Below are 17,541 nucleotides of genomic sequence, written 5' to 3'. Positions count from 1 at the left end.
CGGCCGCTCGTCTCCCGTCGTCGGCCGACCGACATCTGGCGCTGTCCAGCGAGCCCGCGGACGGCATCCGTGCGCTGATATCGGCCCCGCCGAGCGATCCCGGAGATCGCAGCGCAACCCGTCGGCCGCGATCCGGCCGGTCACCGAGTACGAGCAGGTCAGCGAACCATACTGACCGACACCGGCAGACCGGGGTCGGTGGCGACCGTCAGCGGCGAAGGGGCCGCGCCACCCGCGATGACATGCGCGCCGAGGGCGGCGATCATCACGCCGTTGTCCGTGCACAACCGGGGCTTGGGCACCCGCAGCGTCAAACCTGCCGCAGTGCAGCGTTCTTCGGCCATCGAACGGATCCGCGAGTTGGCCGTGGCTCCGCCGCCGAGCACCAGCGTGCCGACGCCGACATCCTGAGCCGCCCGAATCGCTTTCATGGTGAGCACATCCGCGACCGACTCCTGGAACGACGCCGCGATGTCGGGGATCGGCAGATCGTCCGCGGCCACGCCGTCGCGCTGCGCCGCCTCCACGTACCGGGCCACCGCGGTTTTGAGGCCCGAGAAGGAGAAGTCGTAGCGCGGGTCGCGCGGCCCGGTCATGCCACGGGGAAACGCGATGGCGCGCGGATCACCGGTCGCCGCGGCGGCGTCCAGCGCGGGACCGCCGGGGAAACCCAGCCCGAGCAGGCGCGCCACCTTGTCGAACGCCTCGCCCGCCGCGTCGTCGACGGTGCTGCCCAGCTCCACGATCGGCTCGGACAGATCCGTGACGTGCAGCAGGTGGGTGTGCCCGCCCGACACCAGCAGCGCGACGCACGGCGGCATCGGCCCGTGTTCCAGGGTGTCCACCGCGACGTGCCCGCCGAGATGGTTCAGCGCGTAGAAGGGCACATCCCACGCCGCCGCATACGCTTTCGCGGCGGCGACGCCGACCAGCAGCGCACCGGCCAAGCCCGGGCCGATGGTCACCGCCAGCGCGTCCGGTTTCGCGATACCCGCCGCCGACAGCGCGCGGCGCATGGCGGGGACGATCGCCTCGAGATGTGCGCGCGAGGCGATCTCCGGGACTACGCCGCCGAAGCGCGCGTGCTGGTCGACGCTGGAGGCGACCTCGTCGGCGAGCAATTCGCAGGTGCCGTCGGGGTTCCTGCGGACGATGCCGACTCCGGTTTCGTCGCAGGAGCTTTCGATGCCCATGATGATCACGACAGCACCTCGTCCGGTGTCCGCCAGCGATCCTCGCTGGTCAGCGCGGGTCTACGCATCGTGTACGCGTCCGCGCCACTGGGGTGGTAGTAGTTCTTGCGCAATCCGATGATGTGGAAGCCGTGCTTGGCGTACAGCGCGATCGCGGGCGCGTTGTCGGTGCGGACCTCCAGGAACACCGGTCCGCCACGCCTGCCCGCCTCGGCGAGCAGCGCCTCCAGCAGGAGTGTGCCGACGCCGGCGCGATGGCAGCGGGGATCGACACCGATGGTGTGCACCTCGGCCTCGGGGTGTTCGGCGTCACCCAGCAGGGCGATACCCGCGTAGCCGACCATTCGCCCGTCCTCGTCGCGCGCGGTGATGTAGCGGTTGTGCCGGCCGGCCAGCTCGGACTGGAACGCCACGGCGGCCCACGGGTCGTCCTCCGGGAACAGCAACTGCTCCAGTTCCACGCAGCGTGTGATGTCGTCGGCCACCATCGGCTCGATCCGGAACGCCATCAGCCTCACGCTCCCGTCCGGTCGAGTCGGCGGTAGGCGTTCTCGACCGCGTCCGGCCTGCGCAGGTACAGCGGAACCAGCGGCTCCGGCACGCTGCGCGAGAGCAGCTCGGGGGCGGCCACGCGCACCAAACCGGCGGGCGAGGGCGTTTCGGCGGGGAGCACAGGAAGATCGAAGAAGTCGACGTGCGAGGCGGATCCGGCGATCGCCGTGGCCTGACCCTCGTCCAATTCCGAGGGCTTGCACACCTCGGGTCCGGCCACGCGCGCGCCCTCCCGGTACCGCGCCCAGTACACCTCGCGCCGCCGCGCGTCGGTCACCACGAGCAGTTCGGCCTCGGGCGGGAGCTCGACGGGGGGTGGCACGGCCGGGTCGACGGCCGCGTCGGCGGCGATCGCGTCGAGGCTGCACACGCCGTACACCGGGATGCCGAGCGCGTCACCGAACGCGGCCGCGGTGGCCATGCCGACGCGCAGGCCGGTGAACGGACCCGGCCCGACGCCGACGACGATCGCGTCGATGTCGGTCCTGGAACGACCTGCCTCGGTGAGGCATTCGAGAATCTGCGGGGTGAGCACCTCGGCATGGGCGCGGGGGTCGACCCGCACCCGGTAGGCGATGGTGCGCGCCCGGACGGGGTCCGCCGCGCCGGCGCCCTGCTCCAGGTCCACCAGTCCCGCTGTGACGGCGGGTGTCGCGGTGTCGACGGCTAGTACAAGCATGATTGGGCCAACGATACCGGGTGGTAGGAGGCACCGACGCAGAGCTACCTGAGAGCTAACCCACCCATTCCCAGATGGCGGTGCGCACATCCGAATCCGGCTCGCGCGACAGCAGCACGCGCAGGTGCCGCTCCGCGAGGTGCTCCACCACGCCGCGGCCCCACTCCACCACGACCACCGCCTGATGCAGATCGGTGTCCAGGTCCAGGGCGTCCAGCTCGTCGAGGTCGCCGCCGAGCCGGTAGGCGTCCACGTGGACCAGGGGCACCGACGGTCCGTCCGCGCGCTGCCCCGCGCGGTGCTGGCGGGCGATGATGAACGTCGGCGAGCTGACCCGGCCCTGCACGCCGAGCCCCGCGGCGATGCCACGGGTGAGCGCGGTCTTGCCCGCCCCGAGCGGACCGTCGAGCACCACCAGATCACCGGCGCGCAGATCCGCGGCCAGTTCCCGGCCGAGCGCCTCGGTGTCGGCGACGGTGGGCAGGATTCGTTGCCGTGGTTCAGCCACCGGCCACCTCCGAGCCCGACGGGTCGACCGCGCCCGCCCGCACCAGCAATCGATCCAGCGCGGCGTTGACGATATCCGGGTACTGCATATGCGGCATGTGCGCCGCGCCTTCCAGCCGGATCAGCTCGCTGCCGGGCAGCGCGGCGGCCAGGGCACGCGAATTGCGGAACGGGATCACCAGGTCGCGCCCGCCGCCGAGCACCAGGGCCGGTGTGCCCGCCAGCGCGGGTAGCGCCGCGGACTCGTCGTGCACCTCGATCGCCTGGAGGAACTTCACGATGGTCTCCATGGGCGTCTGGTCGATCATCAGCGTCGTGAAGCGCGACAGCGTGGGGCTCACCGGGCCGTGGAACGAGCTGACGTGCAGGATCGGGGTGATCACGTGCCGCACGGTGACGCGGCCCGCCTGCACCAGGGCGGGCGCGATGTGCACGGCCAGGCGAAAGCCGTCGATCGCGGGATTGCGCAACAGCTGCCCGACACCCGCGGCGGTCACACCGGCGGCAGTGGTCGACAGCAGTGCGATCCCGATCACTCTGGCCGCGAACAGGTCCGGGAATCGCGCGGCCGCGGCCAGAATCGCCATCCCGCCCAGCGAATGGCCGACCAGTACCACCGGACCGGCCGGAGCGGTGGCGCGCAGGACGGCGGCGAGATCGCAGCCGAGCTGGGCGACGGTACAGCTCGCGGCACTCGGCACGCCGGAACGACCGTGTCCGCGCAGATCGAACAGCACCATGCGAATCCGTGCGCCCCACCGCTTTTCCAGGTCACGCCGCTGAAAGTGGAAAGACGCCATGGTGTTGCAGAAGCCGTGCACGAAGATCACCGTCACCGGCGCGTCGTCGGGGCCGCAGGTTCGCGTGGCCAGGGGCACACCGTCGTCGGCGAGCACCGTTCCGGCGCGGTCGGCGTCGATCAGCCCGAAATTCTCGTCGCGGTAGTCGTCGCCCCGGGCGGGCCACAGCACCCGCGCACCGGCGCGCCGAAGGGCATGGGCGCCGGCCAGCGCACCGACGACACCCACCGTGGCCAGCCCGCCGCGCAGCGGGGTCATCCGGAAGCGGCTCACCGCACGGCACCGGTGTAGCGGCGGGTGACCCTGCCGCGCGGCGAGCACACCACTTCGTAGTGGATGGTGCCGAGCAGATCCGCCCAGTCCTGGGCATGTGGTCGCGCACCGAAGAGGACTGCGGTATCGCCTTCCTGAACGCCCGCCGCGTTGTCACCGAGATCGACGACGAACTGGTCCATGCACACCCGCCCCACGTTCCTGCGCGGCGCCCCGCCCAGCCAGACGTCGAATCGTCCGCTCAACGGGCGGAACACGCCGTCGGCGTAACCGGCGGGAATCAGCGCGACGGTGGTGTCGTGCGGCGCGATCCACTGGTGCCCGTAGGAGACCCCTTCGCCTGCGGCCACCCGCTTGACCAGGACGACCCGGGCCTGGAACGTCATCGCGGGCCGCAAGCCGAAATCGTCGTCCGGAATCGGGGACAGGCCGTACATGGCGATGCCGGGCCGGACCAGGTCGAAGGCCAGGTCCGGACGGGTGAGGGTGGCCGCGGAGTTGGCGATGTGCACCAGCTCCGGCTCCAGGCCGTGCTCCTTGGCGGTGGCGATCGCGTCCAGGAACCGGGCGCGCTGCACGTCGTTGTTGGGGTGCCCGGGTTCGTCGGCGTGCGCGAGATGGGAGAAGATCGCGCGGAAGCGCACCGCCTCCTCATCGACCAGCGCGCGCAGCGCGGTCAGGACTTCCGGGTATTCGGCCGGCGACACACCGTTGCGGTTCAGGCCGGTGTCCACCTTCAGCGTCACCGTCGCCGGACGACCGGTGCCACGGACAGCGGCCTCGACCGCCCGCAGATGGGCCTGTGAGGACACTCCGATCTCGACGTCGGCGGCCACCGCGGCCGCGAAGTCGGTGTCCGCGCTGTGCAGCCAGCACAGGATGGGCGCGGTGATACCGGCCGCACGCAACTGCACCGCCTCGGCCACCGTCGTCACACCCAGTTCCGCCGCACCCGCGGCCAGCGCGGCCCGGCCGACCTCGACCGCGCCGTGGTTGTAGCCGTCGGCCTTCACCACTGCCATCACCGCGGCGTCGCCCGCGTGTTCGCGCAGGATTCGCACGTTGTGGGCGATGGCGTCCAGGTCGATGACCGTTTCGACTTGCGCATTCACGGCAGTCCGTTCCGCCTCTCCGGGGATTCAGGCCGTACCAGTCGGGTGGTACAGGATTCGCGTTCAGGTCCCGCGTCCGGTGCCACCTGGGTTCTGGGCGTACCCGGCGAGTTACCCATGTGCTCTCGAGATCAGTCGTTGCGTTGGTTCCGGTCGAGTCTATGGGCGCGCTCGGTTCCGGTTCCACTCGGTTGACGCGCCGGTCGTCCCCTGTGATCGTCGCCATGAATGACAGCGATCACCGACGACGGCGCGGCTCAAGAGGGGTGGGCGAGGCCGCGCAGGACGCCGATCGCGGGCCGGACGTGCGCGGCCAGGACGCTTGCCGAGATGGGGGTTCCGGCGGGCGCGTGCTCGTGGGCGGCCGAGTTGGCGGCCGACGCGTGCACTCGGGCTGCCGCCGCGGCCGACCAGGCGGGGTCACGGCCTGCCGCCAACAGCGTCCCGATGATGCCCGAGAGCACGTCGCCCGCGCCCGCGGTGGCCGCCCACGAGCCGCCCGCTTCGTTGACCAGCACGGGGCGGCCCGGGGCGGCGACCAGCGTGGCGCGGCCCTTCAACAGCACGGTGACCTGCCAGGAATCGGCGAGGCCGCGCACCGCGCCGACCCGGTCCGGGCCGACCTCGTTCCCGGTGAGCCGGGCGAACTCGCCCGCGTGCGGGGTCAGGACGGTCGGGGCCGCGCGATCGCGCACCAGTTCCGGCGCGGCGGCCAGCAGGGTCAGCCCGTCGGCGTCGATCACCACCGGAAGGTCGGTGGCCAGGATCTCGCGAAGGCGTTGCCCGGCGTCGTCGTCGGTGCCCGCGCCGGGACCGAAGACCCAGGACTGGACGCGCCCGGTGGCGGCGAACTGCTGGGTGGCGATCACTTCGGGAAAGTGGTGCAACACCTCGGCCGCCGCGGTTCCGGCATACCGCACCATCCCCGACGTCGCGGCGACGGCAGCACCCGCGCACAGCACCGCGGCGCCCGGATACGTCGCGCTGCCCGCGCAGACACCGGTCACGCCTTGCGTGTACTTGTCGTCGGCCGGGCCGGGCACCGGCCACGCGGCGCCGATCGAAGCGGGTTCCAGTGCGACGAGACCCGCTTCCGGAAGACGTAAGCCGATCGGAATCAACTCGATTCGGCCACACTGCGGCGCGGCGAGGGCGTGCACCGGTTTGTACGCGCCGAAGGCGACCGTGACGTCGGCGCGGACGGCGGGGCCCTCGATCGCCCCGGTATCCGGGGCGACGCCGCTGGGCAGGTCGGCCGCGACGATCGGAGCCTGCAGCGCCGCAACGATTTCCGCGGCACGCGGCCGCAGCGGGCCGCGACCTGAAATGCCGACGATGCCGTCGATCACCAGGTCCGGATCGCCGGTGTCGTCGGCCACTCGACCACCGGCTTTGCGCAGCGCCGCAAGCCCTTCGGCGTGCGCCCGCTCCGGGTCGAGCAGGACGGCGGTGACGGCGACACCGCGACGGCGCAACTGCGCTCCGGCCCAGAGCGCGTCGCCGCCGTTGTCGCCGGATCCGACAAGCAGGGTCACCGCCCGTCCCGCGACACCGCCGGTACGCTCCCGCAGTTCCCCCGCCACCACCGTGGCCAGGCCGTGCGCCGCGCGCCGCATGGGCACGCCGTCCGGCACCCGGGTGAACAGCTCGGCCTCCGCCGCGCGCACCTCGTCTACGGTGAAATAGCCCCGCTGCGTGGACATCGCCGCTCCCTCCGTCGGTGTGGCCTACTACGCTTGGCCATCATGCCAAGCGTTCGCCGCCGCAATGGGACCGTCCGCGTCGTCACGGGAGTCGCCCTGGCCGGCGCGCTGCTGCTGTCCGGATGCGGCGGCGACGAATCCGGTTCGGCCGCCACCACCACGAGGAAACCGGCTCGGCCGGCCACCACCACCGCTCAGCAGACCGGTGAGCGCAAGCCCGCCGCCGCCACCGTCGCGGTGGACGACATGAAATTCTCCCCCGCCGAGGTCACCGTCGAGGTCGGCGACACGGTCACCTGGAAATTCGGCGACAAGGTGCCGCACACCGTGCAGGGCATCGGTGACAAGGCGATGGGCATCAACAGCCCGATCATCGACAAAGGCGAGTGGAGCTACACCTTCACCGCGCCCGGCGTCTACCGCTACCTCTGCTCGCTGCACCCGGAGATGCGCGGGACCATCACCGTCGGATAACCCGCGGATGCGCAGCGCACCGGATTCGGGCCCGGCGGGCTGAGCTCGGTACACCAATCGCCTCCGGCTCACACCGGGCGGTAGTCCCGGGGCCGGGCGCCGCGGGCGGAACTGGTGTTCAGCGCCTCGACCGCGGCCACCAGCGGCGCGAGTTCCGGGTTGGCGGCCGCTTGACCGAGAGCGCCGGCGAGGGCGGCGTCGTGCGTGGGCCGGGCCTGCTCGAGCAGGTCCAAGCCCGCCGCCGTTACGTCGGTGTAGATGCCGCGGCGGTCGTCCGGGCAGAGGTACCGCTGGAGCAGGCCGCGATCCTCGAGCCGGGAGACCAGCCGGGTAGTGGCGCTCTGGCTCAGCACCACGGCTTCGGCGACCTGGTTCATCCGCAGGTGCCCGCCCGCCCCGTCGTGCTGACGGCTCAGGACGACCAGCAGGGAGTATTCGCGAACGCTCAGGTCATGGCCGGATTGCAGGGCCCGCTCGATGTGCGCCTCGATCCGGTCGTGCAGCAGCGAGAGTGCGTACCAACCATCGGCGAGGCCGGTCAGAGCGGCATCCGCGGTCATCGGCGTTTCCTTCGCGTCAGGGGATCAGGCCTCCAGGATAGCCAGACTTCACAATAGCCCGCGCTTGCAATTAAAGCGCGTCTGCAATTATTGTCGACGCCTGTAAGGATCTGACGCAACATCATGTGGAGGCTCCCCCATGCCCCTCGCCCTTCTCGCCCTGACCCTCGGGGCATTCGGCATCGGGACGACGGAATTCGTCGTCGTCGGCCTGCTGCCCGACATCGCCGACAGCTACGCGGTGTCCATCCCCACCGCCGGTCTGCTGGTAACCGGATACGCGCTCGGTGTCGTGGCGGGTGCGCCGCTGATGACCGGCCTCGGCACCCGGGTTTCACGCAAACGCATGCTGCTCGGCATGCTCACGCTGCTCGTCCTCGGCAACATCGTGTCCGCCGCCGCGCCGACTTTCGCGCTGATGCTCACCGGGCGGATCGTTGCCTCGCTCGCCCACGGCGCGTTCTTCGGAATCGGTGCCGTGGTTGCCGGAACCCTGGTCAGCGCCGACCGGCGCGCCGGCGCCATCGCGATCATGTTCACCGGGCTCACCGTCGCCACCGTGGTCGGTGTACCGCTGGGCACGCTGCTCGGACAGCATTTCGGCTGGCGGCTGACCTTCTTGTTCGTCGCGCTGATCGGGCTGATCGGCTTGCTGGGCGTCGCGGCGCTGGTGCCGCAACAGCCCGCCGCTGCGAACGCCCGGCTACGCACCGAACTGGCGGTGTTCCGCAATCCCCAGGTGCTGCTGGCAATGGCGATGACGGTGCTCGGCTTCGGCGGAGTATTCGCCGCGATCACCTACCTGGCGCCGATGATGACCGAGGTGACCGGTTACGCGGAGAGTTCGGTGACCTGGCTGCTCGTGCTGTTCGGCCTCGGCTTCTTCGCGGGCAATCTGATCGGCGGCAAATTCGCCGACCGCCACCTGATGCCGATGCTGTACATCACCCTCGGCGGGCTCGCGATCGTTCTCGCGCTGTTCACCGTCACCGCCCACGACAAGATCGCCGCCGCCGTCACGGTCGTGCTGATCGGCGCCCTCGGATTCGCGACCGTCCCGCCGCTGCAGAAGCGCGTCCTCGACCAAGCGGCGGGCGCGCCCACCCTGGCCTCCGCGGTCAATATCGGCGCGTTCAATCTCGGCAACGCGGTATCGGCCTGGCTCGGCGGCGTGGTGATCGCCGCGGGCCTCGGCTACACCGCCCCCAACTGGGTCGGCGTCGGGTTGGTCCTGGTCGCGCTGGTTCTCGCGGTCGTGTCCGGATACCTCGAGCGCCGCGCTGAGCCCACCGTCCCAGAGGAACCCTTGGTCGCCGTGCGGGCATAGCCGAGACGGCGAGCAGTGGCCGCGCACTCGACAGTGCGCGGCCACCGGACTATTCCACGGTGACGGACTTGGCCAAGTTACGCGGCTTGTCGACGTCGTAGCCGCGCGCCTGCGCCACCTCGGCGGCGAAGATCTGCAGCGGGACCGTCGACAACAGCGGCTGGAACAGCGTCGGCGCGCTGGGGATCTCGATGAGGTCGTCGGCGAACGGGCGCACCGTGTCGTCGCCTTCCTCCGCGATCACGATGGTGCGCGCGCCGCGCGCCTGGATCTCCCGGATGTTGCTCAGCAGCTTCGAGTGCAGCACCGCGCGCCCCTTCGGCGACGGCATCACCACGATCACCGGGAGACCGTCCTCGATCAGCGCGATCGGTCCGTGCTTGAGTTCACCCGCCGCGAATCCCTCGGCGTGCATGTAGGCCAGCTCTTTGAGCTTGAGCGCGCCCTCCAATGCCACCGGGTAGCCGACGTGACGTCCCAAGAACAGCACGGTCGGCACCTGGGCCAGTTCCCGCGCGATGGTCCGCACCTGCGGCGCGGTCTCCAGCACGCGTTCCACCAGCTTCGGCATCGCCTCGAGTTCGGCGAACTCGCGGGCCACCTCGTCCGGGTACTTGGTGCCGCGCGCCTGCGCCAAGGCCAGCCCGACCAGGTAGTTCGCGGTCACCTGGGCCAGGAACGCCTTGGTGGAGGCGACGCCGATCTCCGGCCCGGCCCTGGTGTAGAGGACCGCGTCGGACTCGCGGGGAATCTGCGCGCCGTTGGTATTGCAGATCGCGAGGACGCGGGCCTTCTGCTCTTTCGCGTGGCGCACCGCCTCCAGCGTGTCGGCGGTCTCGCCGGACTGGGAGATCGCCACCACCAGCGTCGAGCGGTCCAGCACCGGATCGCGGTAGCGGAACTCGCTGGCCAGCTCGACCTCGACGGGCAGTCGAGTCCAGTGCTCGATGGCGTACTTCGCCAGCAGGCCGGAGTGATACGCGCTGCCGCACGCGACGACGAACACCTTGTCGAAATCGCGCAGCTCCTGGTCGGCGAGACGCTGCTCGTCCAGCACGATCCGGCCCCCGCCGTCGCGATCGGTGCTGAAATGCCCCATCAGGGTGTCCGCGACCGCGGCGGGCTGCTCCTCGATCTCCTTGAGCATGAAGTAGTCGTGGCCGCCCTTCTCGGCGGCCGCCAGGTCCCAGTCGATCGTGAACGGGCGGGTGCGCGCACGCGCGTCCTCCCCCGCGAAATCGGTGACCCGGTAGCTGTCCACGGTGATCACGACGGCTTGGTCCTGGCCGAGTTCGACCGCCTCGCGGGTGTGCTCGATGAACGCAGTGACGTCGGAGGCGATGAACATCTCGCCCTTGCCGACGCCCACCACCAGTGGCGTGGAGCGGCGCGCGGCCACGATCGTGTCCGGGTGGTCGGCGTGCGTGAAGACCAGGGTGAACGCGCCCTCCAGCCGGCGCAGCACCGACAGCGCGCTGGCCGCGAAATCACCGGCGGTCGGGCCGTCGGCGTACGCGCGGGCCACCAGGTGCACGGCGACCTCGGTGTCGGTGTCGCTGTGCAACTCGACCCCGGCGTCCTCCAGCTCGCGCCGCAGCGGAGCGAAGTTCTCGATGATGCCGTTGTGCACCACGGCGACCTTGCCGCTGTCGTCCCGGTGCGGGTGCGCGTTGCGGTCGGTCGGCGCGCCGTGCGTGGCCCAGCGGGTGTGCCCGATGCCCGTGGTGCCCACGAAACGATCGATGCCGGTTTCGGAGAGCTGGGCCTCCAGATTCGCCAGGCGACCGGCCTTGCGTTCCACCGCCAGCGCGCCCGCGCCGTCCAGGATCGCCACACCCGCGGAGTCGTAACCGCGATATTCCATGCGGCGCAACGCGTCAACGACGACGCCGAGCGCGTCTCGGTACCCGACGTACCCCACGATTCCGCACATGGCTCACCACACTACTTATCGGATAACGTTCACGTCGTGTCGGCGTCTGTGAAATCGCTAATGAGCACCCTGACCAGCCGCGGCCCGCACCGCGTGTTGCGTGGCAACCTGGCCGTCGCCGGCCAGCCGGGGGTGGTGTTCACCCCCGAGGCGGGGCGGAATCTACCTGCCGTCGCGTTCGGGCACGGCTGGCTGACCGGGGTCGCCCACTACCGCACCCTGCTCGAACACCTCGCTTCCTGGGGCATCGTGGCGGCCGCCCCCGACACCGAGCGCGGGCCGATTCCGTCACACCTGGGGCTGGCCGCCGACTTGCTCACCACGCTCGACATCTGCACCGGCGTGCGGCTCGGCGACGGCGAGATCAGCGTGCATCCGGAGCGCCTTGCCCTGGCCGGGCACGGCATGGGCGCGGGCGCCGCCGTCATCGCCGCGGGGCGGCGCGATGTCGCCACCCTCGTGGCGCTGTTCCCCGCGCCGACGGCGCCCGCCGCCGAGGCCGTCGCGCCCGAACTGGACATTCCGGCGTTGATCCTGGCCGGCGCGACCGACATCACCTCGGTGAGTTCCAACGCCATCCCGCTGGCCACCGCGTGGGGCGGCCCCGCCATCCTGCGCGCCATCGACAAGGCCTCGCACAACGGCATCATCGAGGGCAGGCGCGTGCTCGCCGCAGTGGGCGCGGGCAAGCACGAAGCGAAGACCGCCCGCACCACCCGCGCCCTGCTGGCCGGTTACCTGCTCGCCACGCTCGCAGGCGACAAGACCTATCGCGCCTTCGCGGAACTCGAAGAGGTCATCCCGCACACCACAGTCGTCGACCCCGATGCGCCGCAAGAGGAAGAGGCGGCGCCGAAGCTCAAGGTCGGCCAGCTCGCCGCCCTGCTGCGCCGGTAGCAGTGCCCACGGTCGCCGGAGTACCTGGTCAGATCAGCCAGCTCTTGCGTCTGTAGAACGCGGCTTCCTCGTCCTCCTCGTCGACCGGAGTCACCATCTGACCGGCCCGGCGTGCGGCCATCGATCGTGCGATGGCCGCACGCTGCTCCCGTGCCTCCTCTTGCAGCCGTTGCTGCGCCTCCGCCTCGGCGGCGGCCTTGCCCAGCTCGTCGGCGTGCGTCGTCCAGAACTCGTCCATGTCGGCGGTCAGGCGATCGGCGAGCTCTCGGCCGGTCGCCGCGGTCTGCTCGTTGATCGCCTGGATCTCGTCGAGCAGCAGCGACATGCGGCGCTGGTTCTCGGCGGCGAGTTGCCTCGCTTCCTCGGCGTAGTTCACCATGCTGCGCCTCCTCGCTCATCGGGTGTGCGGACTCGGCCCGGCCGGGCTCACAACGGGCCCGCCTCGGCGAAATCCGCGTCCAGCGGCCCGGCTTCGGCGAGTTCCGCGCCGGTGTCCGCCGGCGCGTCCGGTTCCGGCATCGGCTTCGGATAGTGTTCGCCGTCCTCCTCGCGCCGGGTGACCGGTGGGGTTCCGCTCGGCACACCGATCCGACCGTCGTCGGTTTCCGGCGCCGGGGCCGAGTCGGGCGCATTCGCTTTCTCCCGGGCCTCCGGCACAGGAGCCTGCTCTTGCTTCTGGTTCTCCGGCGTCGGGGCATCCGGTGCCGAGGGCTGCGCGTTCTCCGGCTCGGTCGTGGAGATGACCGGTACGCCTTGCTCGTTCAGCTCGACGGTGAACTCCTGTTCCTTGCCGGTGGCATCGGAGAGGAGAAGCCGCAACTGACCATCCGGGCCCATCTCGAACTTCACATGCTTTCCACCGATATCGAACTCCGCCTCGGGCCCGGAATCCTCGTTTCCCTCTTCGTCTTTCTCGCCGTCGGCTTCTGTAGTCTGCGGATCGACGCTCTGCATGAGCTTTTCGATCGCGTCGTCCACTCCGCTTTCGATGAGGCCACTCAGGGCTGACAGTCCCTGGTTCACCGCCTGGCCGAGACCGGTTGCCAATGGGGACAATTCCTGGGCCACCTGGCTGAGTGCGGCAAGTCCGTCCAGCGACGGCAACCTTGGCGCGGGCGTAACCGGGGTGCTCGGCGTGACAGGGGTGCTCGGCGCAACCGGGGTGCTCGGCGTGACAGGGGTGCTCGGCGCAACCGGGGTGCTCGGCGTGACAGGGGTGCTCGGCGTGCCGGGGGTGCTCGGCGTGGCCGGTGTGGCCGATGCGGGGACATCACTCGGTGTGGTGCTCGCCGGGATCGTGCCAGCGGGCGTGCCGGACGGCCCGGGAGCATTCGTTTCGTGGGGCTTGTCCTGGTTGACCGGTGTTTCCGGCTGTGGATTCGTCGGACCTTCCGGCCGAGGGTAGGCCCGTTCGGTGACCTGCGCCAACGCGTCGGTCAGGTTCTTGTACTGGTCCTTGAACAGGCGATCGACCTCGGCGCAGACGTCGATGTAGGACGCCAATTTCCGATCGAAATCCGGTTTGAAGGTCTTGGTCAGCCACTCGTCGGTGACGCTGCGCACCCGATCGCCGTACGCGCCCGTGAGCAGATTCCTGCTGTCGGAGTTGATGAAGCCGAGCACGCTTTTGTTGATCTTGTCCTCCGGCACCGCGAGTGCCGGGAAGATGCGGCCGAGGTCGCGCACCTGCTCGGCGTCGATCCATTCCCGCGCATTGTGCACCTCGACGATGACCTTCACGTCGTCCGGAGTCTTACCGTCGATCTTCACCACTTTGCCGCCGCCCACCGGGCCCTCCAGCAACTCCCGGGTGGCGAACGCCTTCGCGGCCACCGCCGAGCGCAGCGAACTCGCCATATCGGCGATCACCGTCATGGCCGCCCGGGCATGCTGCCGGTCCTCGTCGGCCAGGACCGACTGTTTGCCGAGCATGTCGAGCGCGGCGGCGGCAACGGTTCCCTGCCACAACTCGGGCAGTCGACGGGTGTAACCCTGCTGCGCGTCCCATTGCCGATCGACCTCCGCCAGAGCGACTTTCAGCGTCTCACCCGCCTGCTCCAGCTTCTCCAACCGCGTGCCGCGCTGCTCGTCGTACATCGCCAGCAGCTTGCCCAGGTCACCGCGCCCCCCGTTGCCGCCGAACGCCGCCTCGTACAGCGGCATGAACTCGATCCAGTACCGCAGCCCCGCGCTGCCCTCGTCCAAGAGGGCGTCGATCGCCTTGCCCTGCCAGGAAACCGTCATGATCCCGACTCCTCGAATGTGTGGTGTTGCCGGTGCGAACACGTGTCATTCGGCGGTCTCATGTGTTGTTCGTCTCGGAGGCACGCTGCTGGTCGGTCTCGGCGTAGGCCACCACGGCGGCCCCGAGCGCGTCAGCGGTGGCGGTGGTGGCGTCGCTCCAGTTCCGCAGCCACGCGCTGATCCGCTCCAGTCCTTGCTGCACCGCGATGCCCTGCGGCGCATAGTTCCGGCCCGCCTCGTCACCGGTGCCGAACCGGTGATCGGCGACTCGCTTCGCCTGGTCGCGGACCGCGTCCGCCGATCTCCGATAGTCACTGCCCAGCGCACCGAGCTCCCCCGTGCGGACACCGACCATTTCCGACCCGCCCACGAATCCCCTCCGTCCTCGTAGTGTCATTGCGCCGGTGCGAATCTCGTTCGCACCGAGTCCCGCCGTACTTCCTTCGACGCAACGCGCAGACACTCGGTTCCCCCGAATTCCGCTTTCGCGGAGATGGTCAGCCGCCGATTCTGCCCCGGTCGGTGCGAACCCACTCGGAGGTGCCGTCCGGGTGGCGGTGGAATTCCCATGCGGCGTAGTCGCCGTCCTTCTCCACCACGGTGACGTGGTCGGCGAAGCCGTCGTGGTCGTAGTCGGTCCAGACCTGCATCGCCTCGTCACCGGTCGTGGTGATGGTGTCGAGACTGCCGTCGCCATCGATGTCCTGGGTCGGATGCTGCAATTCGATGGCGCCCAGTCCGCCGAGCGACGAGGACGCGTCGATGCCGGGTATATCCAAACCGGGAATTTCGCTCGAGGTGATCATGATTCCTCCTCAGCAGGACTCGTTCGGTGGCGCGTGCCGCACAAGCGGCATCGTTCCATCCTGACACCCTCGCGCGCTCGACGCAGCCCCCTGGGTCACTTCTTCGGCATCAGCAGCCACAGCACCAGGTAGAGGATGAACTGCGGGCCGGGCAGCAGGCACGACACCACGAACAGCAGCCGGACGACGTTGGCGTTCCAGCCGAGGTACTCGGCGATGCCACCGCAGACGCCTGCGATCCACTTGTCGTGGGCGGAGCGGGTGAAACGGCGGGTGGGGGCGGTCATTGGTCTTCCCTCTCGTGCGGTGATCGCTACGACCTCCACTGTGCCCGCCACCGCGGGCCCCGCCATCGGCCCCGCGGCCGATTCCCACCCTGATTTCTCCCGGGGCCGACCTCAGGGTGCGACCCCGAGCACGGCAGACTCGTGCTGGTGAGCACCACTCTGCATGCCCGCGGCCTGTCGGCCGGTCACGGCGAGCGCACCCTGTTCGCCGACCTCGATCTGACCCTCGCGCCGGGCGACGTGATCGGGCTGGTCGGCGTGAACGGCGCGGGCAAGTCGACGCTGCTGCGCATGCTCGCCGACCGGCGCGCGCCGACCGGCAGCATCACGCTCAGTCCCCCGGACGCGACGGTCGGTTACCTGGCCCAGGAGGCGCAGCGGATCCCCGGCGAGACCGTTCTGGAATTCCTCGCCCGCCGAACCGGAGTCGGCGAGGCACAGCGGGTGATGGACGCCGCGGCCGAGCGCCTCGCCGACGGCGGGCCGGACGAGTACTCCCCCGCGCTGGAACGCTGGCTTGCCCTCGGCGGAGCCGACCTGGACCAGCGCGCCCACGAGGTCGCCGCCGATCTCGGTCTCGCCGAAAGCCTGCCCGGCGGCCTGGACACGCCGATGACCGGGCTGTCCGGTGGCCAGGCGGCCCGCGCAGGCTTGGCCTCGGTGCTGCTGTCGCGCTTCGACATCCTGCTGCTGGACGAGCCGACCAACGACCTGGACCTGGACGGCCTGGCCCGGCTGGAGCAGTTCGTCGAGGGCGTGCGTGTCCCGCTGATGGTGATCAGTCACGACCGCGAGTTCCTGGCGCGCACCGTGAATCGCGTCGTCGAGTTGGACCTCGCCCAGCAGCAGGTCGGGTTGTACGACGGCGGTTACGAGTCGTATCTGATGGAACGCGAGATCGCCCGGCAGCACGCGCGCGAGGCCTACGAGGAGTACGCCGACACCAAAGCGGGCTTGGAGTCCCGCGCGCAGATGCAGCGCAACTGGCTCGAGCACGGCGTCCGCAACGCACGCCGCAAGGCGCGCGACCCCAGGAAGATGGACTCGGACAAGGCGGGCCGCAAGATGCGTGCCGAATCCACCGAGAAACAGGCCGCCAAGGCCAGGCAGACCCAGCGCCGCATCGAACGACTCGATGTGGTGGAGGAACCGCGCAAGGAGTGGGACCTGCGCATGAGCATCGCCGCCGCCCCGCGCAGCGGCTCGGTGGTCGCGACGCTGTCCGGGGCGAAGGTCACCCGCGGCGACTTCACGCTGGGCCCGATCACCACCCAGGTCGACTGGGCGGATCGCATCGTTCTCACCGGGGCGAACGGCTCCGGGAAGTCCACCCTGCTGGCACTGTTGCTGGGAAAGCTCCGGCCGGACAGCGGGACCGCGAGCCTGGGCTCCGGCGTGGAGATCGGCGAGGTGGACCAAGCGCGCGGGCTGTTTCGCGGAACCACCGCGCTGGCCGACACTTTCGGCACCGAGCTGCCGGATCTGCCGGAGGCGGAGGCACGCACACTGCTGGCGAAATTCGGCCTGCGCGGCCCGCACGTGCTGCGCCCATGCGACACCCTCTCCCCCGGCGAACGCACCCGCGCCGCCCTCGCCCTGCTCCAGGCCCGCGGGGTGAACCTGCTCGTGCTGGACGAGCCGACCAACCACCTGGACCTCCCCGCCATCGAACAGCTGGAGCAGGCCGTCGAATCCTTCACCGGCACACTGATACTCGTCACCCACGACCGCCGCATGCTGGACACCGTCCGCGCGACCCGCCGCTGGCACATGACCGCGGGCACGCTCACCGAAACAGTCTGACCCCGAACGCGCCTCGCCGCGACGCAGTATCCACCGAGCCGTGCCGGTCGCGGCCCGGCTCACCTTCGCGCCGCCGCCACGTCCCCGCCTGATCACCGGTCATCAGTACGACCGGTGACCACAACGAACCGCGTGCACGATGCCCAAAACTCACGCCCCTACGCGCCCAGCACACCCCAACTCCCGGTTTCGAGCGAAGCCAGACCGAGCATCCGCAGTCCGCGAACCGGCTCACGTCCGCCACGTCGGCCACTGATCACCGGCCGACGGGACAACCGCCCACCACAACGAACCGCGTGCACGAGGTCCATGCCTCGCGCCCCTACGTACCCAGCGCACCCCAACTCCCGGTTTCGAGCGAAGCCAGACCGAGCATCCGCAATCCGCGAAC

At 70.2% G+C, this 17,541-nt stretch carries 18 protein-coding genes; 4 read left to right on the top strand and 14 right to left on the bottom strand.

Annotation, left to right across the window (positions count from 1 at the left end; translation table 11 throughout):
• Positions 1-158: 158 nt before the first annotated feature.
• The 7 genes from tsaD to ON29_RS05005 all read right to left on the bottom strand — a co-directional run bounded on the left by tsaD (position 159) and on the right by ON29_RS05005 (position 6,819).
• Entirely contained in the window at positions 159-1,202 is a 1,044-nt protein-coding gene (gene tsaD / locus ON29_RS05035) for a tRNA (adenosine(37)-N6)-threonylcarbamoyltransferase complex transferase subunit TsaD (RefSeq protein ID WP_040864965.1), read from the bottom strand.
• The gene (gene rimI, locus ON29_RS05030; protein WP_040864964.1) at positions 1,199-1,702 is read right to left on the bottom strand and encodes a ribosomal protein S18-alanine N-acetyltransferase; all 504 of its coding nucleotides are present in this window, start codon (positions 1,700-1,702) and stop codon (positions 1,199-1,201) included. The genes tsaD and rimI overlap by 4 nt, the downstream gene beginning before the upstream one ends.
• Positions 1,703-1,707: 5 nt before the next feature.
• Positions 1,708-2,424 (bottom strand): tRNA (adenosine(37)-N6)-threonylcarbamoyltransferase complex dimerization subunit type 1 TsaB, encoded by a 717-nt coding sequence (gene tsaB / locus ON29_RS05025; RefSeq protein WP_040864963.1) that lies wholly within the window; start codon positions 2,422-2,424, stop codon positions 1,708-1,710.
• Positions 2,425-2,479: 55 nt separating this feature from the next.
• Positions 2,480-2,932, bottom strand: coding sequence for a tRNA (adenosine(37)-N6)-threonylcarbamoyltransferase complex ATPase subunit type 1 TsaE (gene tsaE, locus ON29_RS05020; RefSeq protein ID WP_040864962.1), 453 nt, complete (start codon positions 2,930-2,932; stop codon positions 2,480-2,482).
• Complete coding sequence (locus ON29_RS05015) at positions 2,925-3,989, bottom strand: alpha/beta fold hydrolase (protein ID WP_040864961.1); 1,065 nt, start codon at positions 3,987-3,989, stop codon at positions 2,925-2,927. The genes tsaE and ON29_RS05015 overlap by 8 nt, the downstream gene beginning before the upstream one ends.
• 11 nt (positions 3,990-4,000) lie before the next feature.
• Positions 4,001-5,116 carry an alanine racemase gene (gene alr / locus ON29_RS05010; protein WP_040864960.1) on the bottom strand — a complete coding sequence of 372 codons (1,116 nt, stop codon included), beginning with the start codon at positions 5,114-5,116 and terminating at the stop codon, positions 4,001-4,003.
• Positions 5,117-5,373: 257 nt separating this feature from the next.
• On the bottom strand, positions 5,374-6,819 hold the full coding sequence (locus ON29_RS05005) for an NAD(P)H-hydrate dehydratase (protein ID WP_040864959.1): 1,446 nt from the start codon (positions 6,817-6,819) through the stop codon (positions 5,374-5,376).
• A gap of 42 nt (positions 6,820-6,861) precedes the next feature.
• Here ON29_RS05005 and ON29_RS05000 point away from each other — a divergent pair, with 42 nt between their 5' ends.
• Positions 6,862-7,293 carry a cupredoxin domain-containing protein gene (locus ON29_RS05000; protein WP_051174881.1) on the top strand — a complete coding sequence of 144 codons (432 nt, stop codon included), beginning with the start codon at positions 6,862-6,864 and terminating at the stop codon, positions 7,291-7,293.
• A gap of 68 nt (positions 7,294-7,361) precedes the next feature.
• On the opposite strand, the gene ON29_RS04995 is transcribed toward ON29_RS05000, so the two are convergent.
• Entirely contained in the window at positions 7,362-7,853 is a 492-nt protein-coding gene (locus ON29_RS04995) for a MarR family winged helix-turn-helix transcriptional regulator (protein ID WP_040864958.1), read from the bottom strand.
• A 139-nt stretch (positions 7,854-7,992) separates the two neighbouring features.
• Between ON29_RS04995 and ON29_RS04990 the strand changes: the two genes are divergently transcribed.
• On the top strand, positions 7,993-9,180 hold the full coding sequence (locus tag ON29_RS04990) for an MFS transporter (RefSeq protein ID WP_040864957.1): 1,188 nt from the start codon (positions 7,993-7,995) through the stop codon (positions 9,178-9,180).
• A gap of 49 nt (positions 9,181-9,229) precedes the next feature.
• On the opposite strand, the gene glmS is transcribed toward ON29_RS04990, so the two are convergent.
• Positions 9,230-11,113: a glutamine--fructose-6-phosphate transaminase (isomerizing) gene (gene glmS / locus ON29_RS04985; protein WP_040864956.1), complete on the bottom strand. Its 1,884-nt coding sequence runs from the start codon at positions 11,111-11,113 to the stop codon at positions 9,230-9,232.
• 36 nt (positions 11,114-11,149) lie between these two features.
• On the opposite strand from glmS, the gene ON29_RS04980 reads away from it, so the two are divergent.
• Positions 11,150-12,010 carry a poly(ethylene terephthalate) hydrolase family protein gene (locus tag ON29_RS04980; protein ID WP_040864955.1) on the top strand — a complete coding sequence of 287 codons (861 nt, stop codon included), beginning with the start codon at positions 11,150-11,152 and terminating at the stop codon, positions 12,008-12,010.
• Positions 12,011-12,038: 28 nt separating this feature from the next.
• On the opposite strand, the gene ON29_RS04975 is transcribed toward ON29_RS04980, so the two are convergent.
• The 5 genes from ON29_RS04975 to ON29_RS04955 form a co-directional block, all read right to left on the bottom strand.
• Positions 12,039-12,389, bottom strand: a complete 351-nt coding sequence (locus tag ON29_RS04975; RefSeq protein ID WP_040864954.1) for a hypothetical protein — start codon at positions 12,387-12,389, stop codon at positions 12,039-12,041.
• 47 nt (positions 12,390-12,436) lie between these two features.
• A complete protein-coding gene (locus tag ON29_RS36595; protein WP_040864953.1) occupies positions 12,437-14,254 on the bottom strand; it encodes a hypothetical protein in 1,818 nt (605 codons plus the stop codon).
• A 58-nt stretch (positions 14,255-14,312) separates the two neighbouring features.
• Positions 14,313-14,624: a hypothetical protein gene (locus ON29_RS04965; RefSeq protein WP_157114143.1), complete on the bottom strand. Its 312-nt coding sequence runs from the start codon at positions 14,622-14,624 to the stop codon at positions 14,313-14,315.
• Between the two features lie 127 nt (positions 14,625-14,751).
• The gene (locus tag ON29_RS04960) at positions 14,752-15,060 is read right to left on the bottom strand and encodes a DUF6802 family protein (RefSeq protein ID WP_040864951.1); all 309 of its coding nucleotides are present in this window, start codon (positions 15,058-15,060) and stop codon (positions 14,752-14,754) included.
• A 95-nt stretch (positions 15,061-15,155) separates the two neighbouring features.
• Positions 15,156-15,347, bottom strand: a complete 192-nt coding sequence (locus ON29_RS04955) for a PspC domain-containing protein (RefSeq protein WP_040864950.1) — start codon at positions 15,345-15,347, stop codon at positions 15,156-15,158.
• Between the two features lie 147 nt (positions 15,348-15,494).
• On the opposite strand from ON29_RS04955, the gene ON29_RS04950 reads away from it, so the two are divergent.
• Positions 15,495-17,150: an ABC-F family ATP-binding cassette domain-containing protein gene (locus ON29_RS04950; RefSeq protein WP_040865037.1), complete on the top strand. Its 1,656-nt coding sequence runs from the start codon at positions 15,495-15,497 to the stop codon at positions 17,148-17,150.
• Positions 17,151-17,541 lie beyond the last annotated feature (391 nt).

Source organism: Nocardia exalbida NBRC 100660, from assembly GCF_000308575.1.
Lineage (GTDB): Bacteria > Actinomycetota > Actinomycetes > Mycobacteriales > Mycobacteriaceae > Nocardia > Nocardia exalbida.
Note: the sequence above shows the minus strand (reverse complement) of the source record. Positions and strands in the feature narration are given on the sequence as shown.

Excerpts from the sequence above, each read along its gene's own strand:
- rimI (WP_040864964.1), bottom strand. The coding sequence starts at position 1,702 with ATGGCGTTCCGGATCGAGCCGATGGTGGCCGACGACATCACACGCTGC.
- tsaB (WP_040864963.1), bottom strand. The coding sequence starts at position 2,424 with ATGCTTGTACTAGCCGTCGACACCGCGACACCCGCCGTCACAGCGGGA.
- ON29_RS05015 (WP_040864961.1), bottom strand. The coding sequence starts at position 3,989 with ATGACCCCGCTGCGCGGCGGGCTGGCCACGGTGGGTGTCGTCGGTGCG.
- ON29_RS05005 (WP_040864959.1), bottom strand. The coding sequence starts at position 6,819 with ATGTCCACGCAGCGGGGCTATTTCACCGTAGACGAGGTGCGCGCGGCG.
- ON29_RS05000 (WP_051174881.1), top strand. The coding sequence starts at position 6,862 with ATGCCAAGCGTTCGCCGCCGCAATGGGACCGTCCGCGTCGTCACGGGA.
- ON29_RS04995 (WP_040864958.1), bottom strand. The coding sequence starts at position 7,853 with ATGACCGCGGATGCCGCTCTGACCGGCCTCGCCGATGGTTGGTACGCA.
- ON29_RS04990 (WP_040864957.1), top strand. The coding sequence starts at position 7,993 with ATGCCCCTCGCCCTTCTCGCCCTGACCCTCGGGGCATTCGGCATCGGG.
- glmS (WP_040864956.1), bottom strand. The coding sequence starts at position 11,113 with ATGTGCGGAATCGTGGGGTACGTCGGGTACCGAGACGCGCTCGGCGTC.
- ON29_RS04975 (WP_040864954.1), bottom strand. The coding sequence starts at position 12,389 with ATGGTGAACTACGCCGAGGAAGCGAGGCAACTCGCCGCCGAGAACCAG.
- ON29_RS36595 (WP_040864953.1), bottom strand. The coding sequence starts at position 14,254 with ATGACGGTTTCCTGGCAGGGCAAGGCGATCGACGCCCTCTTGGACGAG.
- ON29_RS04960 (WP_040864951.1), bottom strand. The coding sequence starts at position 15,060 with ATGATCACCTCGAGCGAAATTCCCGGTTTGGATATACCCGGCATCGAC.
- ON29_RS04955 (WP_040864950.1), bottom strand. The coding sequence starts at position 15,347 with ATGACCGCCCCCACCCGCCGTTTCACCCGCTCCGCCCACGACAAGTGG.